Annotated in this window: 3 protein-coding genes; 2 read left to right on the top strand and 1 reads right to left on the bottom strand. The window is 65.3% G+C overall.

The genetic code is table 11. The annotated features are described in order from the left end of the window. Positions 1–100: 100 nt before the first annotated feature. Positions 101–1,516 carry a YncE family protein gene (locus tag GXY33_17815; protein NLX06998.1) on the bottom strand — a complete coding sequence of 472 codons (1,416 nt, stop codon included), beginning with the start codon at positions 1,514–1,516 and terminating at the stop codon, positions 101–103. A gap of 248 nt (positions 1,517–1,764) precedes the next feature. Between GXY33_17815 and GXY33_17820 the strand changes: the two genes are divergently transcribed. Both GXY33_17820 and GXY33_17825 read left to right on the top strand, forming a co-directional pair. Next, the gene (locus GXY33_17820) at positions 1,765–2,820 is read left to right on the top strand and encodes a LacI family transcriptional regulator (GenBank protein NLX06999.1); all 1,056 of its coding nucleotides are present in this window, start codon (positions 1,765–1,767) and stop codon (positions 2,818–2,820) included. Positions 2,821–2,860: 40 nt separating this feature from the next. Beyond that, positions 2,861–3,105: prepilin-type N-terminal cleavage/methylation domain-containing protein (locus GXY33_17825; GenBank protein NLX07000.1), on the top strand; the 245-nt coding region annotated here is incomplete at its 3' end.

Here is a 3,105-nt window from a genome sequence, read left to right on the forward strand (position 1 = left end):
CAGCGACTTCCCGTGGGGGCAAAAAGACACCCCCAGTAGCTGGGGGTGCCCGATGGCCGGGGCCGGTCTTCCCTGGCAGGCTTCCCTTGTGAACCCCGGCCTATCTGGCGGTAACCGTAACGGCGGCTGCCGCCGTGAATTTCTCGCCTTCAGTCGTCAGGCCGCCAAGGACCACTTCCGTGGCGTCCGAGGCGATCTGCAGATCCGGCACACGGAACTTCAGCACCAGATCCATGTCCCCGTCAAAGTCGACGTCCACGAACTCGGCGTGGAGCTTGCCGCTCTTGCCGCGGCTGGCTACGGGCGCCCCGGCCAGGTTCACCGTGGGCACGTCGACGTCCGCCACGTCGAAGGTATCCGTGGTGGCGACGACCGCTTCGATCATGCCGCGCGACCGGGTGTTGATCACGGTCTCGGCTGCTCCGTCGCCCAGCACCATCTCGACGGTCAGGACCTGTGGCGCCGGCGGTTCGCCGAGCAGGATGGTCACCGTGTCGTGCCGCCAGTTGGCCACGTAGGCGCTGGACCCGTCGGGGCTGATTGCGACCGCGTACGGCATCGACAGGTTGTCCGTCCCCGACGGGATCGTCTCGACCACGGCGTTGGTCGCGGTCTCGATCACGGTCACGGTGCCGGCGTCATGATTCGCCACGAACAGGTATTCTCCGTCCGGGGTCAGGGCCAGGGCCTGCGGGCAGTCGATCGCGGGCACCGTGGCCAGGACGGTGTCACCGGCCGTCGAAATCACCGACACCGAGTCGCTGCGGGAGTTGCCCACGTACAGCAGATCGCCCATCGCTGTGATTGTCACAGGAATGGTGAACGACCCGGCGGTGATTTCGTTAGTGACCGCCAAGCTCTCGGTGTCGATCCGCAGGACGTTCCAGAGGTTGGCCACGTACAGCACCTTGCCGTCCGGCGTGAGGGCCATGCCCTCGGGGCGGCCGGGCACGGCGATCTGCTGGGCTACCGCCAACTCGGCGGTATCGACGACCGCGACGCGGCTGGAGTAGTGGTTGGCCACGTAAACGCGGCTGCCATCGGGGCTTGCCAGCAGTCCGAGCGGGTCGTAGCTCAGATCGCTCACCGGAATAACGGCGATCAGCGAGCCATCAGCGGTGTCGATCACCTGCAGACTGCAGCCGTAGTAGGTGACCACGTACGCCCGCGCCCCATCCGGCGAGAACGCCACGCCCACCGGTCCGTCGCCGCCCGCGATAATACTGGCGATGCTGTGGTCCGAGGTCTGGAAAATCGTGACCGAATCGTCAAACATGTTGGCCACCCAGACCTGGCTGCCGTCGGGGGTGTACGCCAAGGCCGAGGGGCCGTCGCCTACCGGCACCGTGGCCAGGAACTCGTTCGGGTACGGCGCCCAATCGCCCTCCTTGGCCATGGCCGAGGGGTCCAGGCCGAAGCTGTCCAACTGGACCAGGGACGGCACGCAGCCGGTCAGCACGGCGCAGCCGATCGCGATCAGCATCAATATGCAGGCATGGGGATGTGGCGAACTCATCTTTGGCTCCCTTCGGAAAAGTACGTGACGGTTTCAAGCTCGCCCTATCGCTGATCCGGCGTCCGAACGTCCTATAACCAGCCGTTTCGGGACTCCGGCAGGCTGTCTCACGCTCGCTCGTTCCACCCTAAATATACGATATCCTGTTGGGAAGGTCGGGGATTTGGCGAACATAGCGACTCCTGTCGGCGGGTACGGCACGCGACGGTCTCCCAATGGGGCAAACCGGTTTGTCATCGGAGTATGCCATGTCTTCTGGAAGCCCGACGCACACCCGCAGTACGATCGCCCAGGTTGCACGCGAGGTCGGGGTGTCCAAGAGCACGGTGAGCCACGCCTTCAGCGGGCGGCGGTACGTCAGCGAGTCGGTGAAGGCCCGCGTTTTCGCCGCCGCCCGGCGGCTGAACTACCGGCCGTACTACGCGGCCCAGGTGCTGGCTCACCGGCGGACGCGGACGATCGGGGTGGTGATCCGTGAACTGGCGGGCGATTTCACCCTTCGTCAGTTGGAGGCGGTGGCCCGCGCCGCTGATGCTCGAGGCTATCGCGTTACTCTCGGTTTCGCCGGGAACCACGACCGGAAGGTTCGCGAGCATCTTGAGAGTTTCGCCAGCGGCCAGGCCGACGGTGTGCTGGTTCTGACCGCCGCCGTGTCGGATGAACTGATTCGCGAGTTCGCCGAGCGCGGCTGTGTTCTGGCCACGCCGATGCGCGTGATCGAGGGGGCTGAAGATCTTTGTCCCGTCCGCGTTGAAATCGCTGAGGCCTTCGGCTCGCTGTTGGAGCATCTCTATCAACTCGGCCATCGGCGGTTCGGCTTTGTCTGCGGACAGGTTCGCGAGGTGCGGGATCGCTACGATCGTTTGCGTCGGTTCGTGGATGAGAAGGGTCTTGAACTGGATGACCACTGCGTCGTAACCGGCCTCGATAGCGTCGAGGAAGGCGACGCCGCGGCCGGTCGGCTGCTCGAGCGCCAGTCGGGCATCACGGCCTTGGTCTGTTCGAACGACAACCTCGCGGTCGGAGTGCTGACCGCGGCCCGCCGGATGGGCTTGGCTGTGCCGGACGATCTGACCGTGACCGGTTGCGACGACGTACCGATCGGGCGGTACTGCACGCCGCGTCTGACGACCATCCGCCTGCCGATCGCGCAGATATCCGAAGCCGCGGTCAACCACCTGATCGACCGGATCGAGGGCGCGGACCGCCCGATCATCGTCCGCATCCGGCCGGAGTTGCTGATCCGGGAATCGTCCGCTCCTCCGCCCTCGCCGGCGAAAGTTTTGATATCGGGAGAACAATAACGTGACCATTCGAAGCAAGAGCAGAAGCGATGTGCCTGGGATCGTGAAGACCGGGCCGGGGTCTTTGGCGGCTTTTACCCTCATTGAGCTCCTCGTGGTCGTCGCGATCATCGCCGTGCTCGTGGCCATGCTTCTGCCGGCGCTCAACGCCGCGCGGTCCGCAGCCAAGCTGGCCGTCTGCAGCTCGCGCCTCCGTGAAGCCGGGAGCGGCATGATGATCTATGCCCAGGAGTGGAACGATTACCTGCTGCCCGCACTGAAGGTGGGGCCGGCGGGCGAGTGGTA

This window comes from Phycisphaerae bacterium, assembly GCA_012729815.1.
Lineage (GTDB): Bacteria > Planctomycetota > Phycisphaerae > JAAYCJ01 > JAAYCJ01 > JAAYCJ01.